3 protein-coding genes are annotated in these 2493 nt (G+C 34.5%); all 3 read right to left on the reverse strand.

Features of this window, described 5'->3' with window-relative positions:
* Positions 1-1352: NAD(P)H-dependent oxidoreductase subunit E (locus tag AB4Y15_RS13840; RefSeq protein WP_427340932.1), on the reverse strand; the 1352-nt coding region annotated here is incomplete at its 3' end.
* A gap of 48 nt (positions 1353-1400) precedes the next feature.
* On the reverse strand, positions 1401-1769 hold the full coding sequence (locus tag AB4Y15_RS13845; protein ID WP_427340933.1) for a (2Fe-2S) ferredoxin domain-containing protein: 369 nt from the start codon (positions 1767-1769) through the stop codon (positions 1401-1403).
* Positions 1770-1993: 224 nt separating this feature from the next.
* Complete coding sequence (gene nuoE / locus AB4Y15_RS13850) at positions 1994-2482, reverse strand: NADH-quinone oxidoreductase subunit NuoE (protein WP_427340934.1); 489 nt, start codon at positions 2480-2482, stop codon at positions 1994-1996.
* Positions 2483-2493 lie beyond the last annotated feature (11 nt).

The following is a 2493-nucleotide window of genomic DNA, read 5'->3' on the forward strand; positions in this document are numbered from 1 at the left end:
ACAGTAAAGTCTAAGAAGAATCTCGCTATATCTACCATACATGTATCTTCGTCCATTACTATCATTCCGCCTGAACCCATCATTGAACCTAATTCTGTTAATGTATCAAATTCTATTGGTGTATCTATTAGGTCTGCTGGTATACATCCTCCTGATGGTCCTCCTGTTTGTACTGCTTTGAATTTCTTTCCGTTTGGTATTCCTCCACCTATTTCATATATTACTTCCCTTAATGTTGTTCCCATTGGTATCTCTACTAATCCTGTGTTGTTTATCTTTCCTCCTAATGCAAATACCTTTGTTCCTGGTGATTTCTCTGTTCCTATACTTCTAAACCATTCTGCTCCTTTTAGTATTATCTGTGGTATGTTTGCATATGTTTCAACATTGTTTATTAGTGTTGGTTTACCCCATAATCCTTTGTTCGCTGGATATGGTGGCTTATTTCTCGGCATTCCTCTTTGTCCTTCTATTGATGCTATTAGAGCTGTCTCTTCTCCACATACAAATGCTCCTGCTCCTAGTCTTACTTCTATGTCAAAATCAAATCCTGTTCCAAATATATTCTTTCCTAATAATCCCTTTTCTCTCGCTTGCTTGATTGCTATTTCTAATCTCTGTACTGCTATTGGATACTCTACCCTTACATATATATATCCTTGATTTGCTCCTATTGCATATCCGGCTATCGCCATTGCTTCTAATACTGAATGTGGATCCCCTTCTAGTATACTTCTATCCATGAATGCTCCTGGATCCCCTTCGTCTGCATTACATAATACATATTTTTGATCCCCTTGAGCTTTAGCTGTGAATTCCCATTTCAATCCTGTTGGGAATCCTCCACCACCTCTACCTCTTAGTCCTGAATCTTTTACTACTTGTATTACTTCTTCTGGTGTCATCTCTGTTAATACTTTACCTAATGCCATGTATCCATCAAATGCTATATATTCGTTTATGTCTTCTGGGTTTATTACCCCACAGTTCCTTAATGCTATCCTCTTTTGCTTCTTATAGAATCCTACTTCGTTTATTGATTTTATTGTGTCTTCTCCTACTGCATCTTTGTATAATAATCTCTTTACTATTCTTCCTTTTAGTAAATGCTCTTCTACTATCTCTTCTACATCTTCTACTTTTACATGACTATAAAATGCTCCTTCTGGATATACTATTACTATCGGTCCTGCTTCACATAGTCCGAAACATCCTGTTCTTACTACTTTTATTTCTTTGTCTAGCCCTTTTTCTTTTATCTTTAATTCAAATTCATTTTGTATCTTGTCTGAACTTGATGATGTACAACCTGTACCACCACATATCAATACATGTGCTCTATAGATATTCATTTCTTTACCTCCTTTACATTATCAGCTTTGATTGTTTCACGTGAAACTTTACTTCTCATATGCTCCTATTGTATATTCTGTTACTACTTTTCCGTTTACTATATGCTCCGCTATTATTCTCCTTGCTTTCTCTGGTGTCATTTCTACATATGTTACTTTTTCTTCTCCTGGCCTGTATACTTCTACTATTGGCTCTAGTCTACATACCCCTATACATCCTGTTTGTGTTACTATTACATCACTTAAGTTTCTATTTTTTACTTCTTCTAATAATGCCATTAATACTGGTCTTGCTCCTGCTGATATACCACAAGTAGCCATTCCTACTACTATTCTTGTCCCTTCTCTTTGCTTTCTTAAATCAACTTTCTTTAATGTCTCTTCTTTTATCTTTTTTAATTCCTCTAATGATTTCATTTCTTCACCTCCAAATTTTCTGACTATTATTCGCAATTAACTATCTGTTACTCGTTATTCGATATTCTCTTTTCGTAAATTATTAGCCGACAGTTATTAGTCATCAGTTGTCAGTCTACCGACTATCAACTTTAAATTTCTTTCATTTTTTATCAACTGTTAGCCATAAGCTGTCAACCTTCTTCAACCTTCTTTAATTTTTAATTTTACTTTATACCTAGCACCTACTCCATATACTTCTTTAATATCGCTGGTATTTCGTCTGCTTTTAACCTTCCATATACATCTTCATTTATTGTCATTACTGGTGCTAATCCGCATGCTCCTATACATCTTGTTGCCTGCAATGAGAACTTTCTATCTTTTGTTGTTCCTCCTACTTCTAAGTTTAATTCTTCTTTAATTTTGTCTATTATTGCTTGTGCTCCTTTTACATAGCATGCTGTTCCTAAACATACTCCTATTTGATATTTTCCTTTTGGTATTAATGAAAATTGTGAGTAAAATGTTGCTACTCCATATATTTCTGCTAATGGTATATTTAGTCCTTCTGATATCATCCTCTGTACTTCTATTGGAAGATATCCGAATATCCTTTGTGCTTCATGTAATACTGGCATTAATGCTCCTTTTTTTTCTTTATTCTCTTCAATTACTTTCTTTAACTCTTCAATCTTCTCTTTGTTCTCTTCCCAATTAAATTTGAATTCCATTTCTTCCCCTC

The sequence above is a fragment of the Caloranaerobacter longqiensis genome (assembly GCF_050286925.1).
In the GTDB taxonomy this organism is placed as follows: Bacteria; Bacillota; Clostridia; order Tissierellales; family Thermohalobacteraceae; genus Caloranaerobacter.

What these genes read in the sequence shown, in the direction of transcription:
- AB4Y15_RS13845 (WP_427340933.1), bottom strand. Translation starts at nt 1,769, where the DNA reads ATGAAATCATTAGAGGAATTAAAAAAGATAAAAGAAGAGACATTAAAG.
- nuoE (WP_427340934.1), bottom strand. Translation starts at nt 2,482, where the DNA reads ATGGAATTCAAATTTAATTGGGAAGAGAACAAAGAGAAGATTGAAGAG.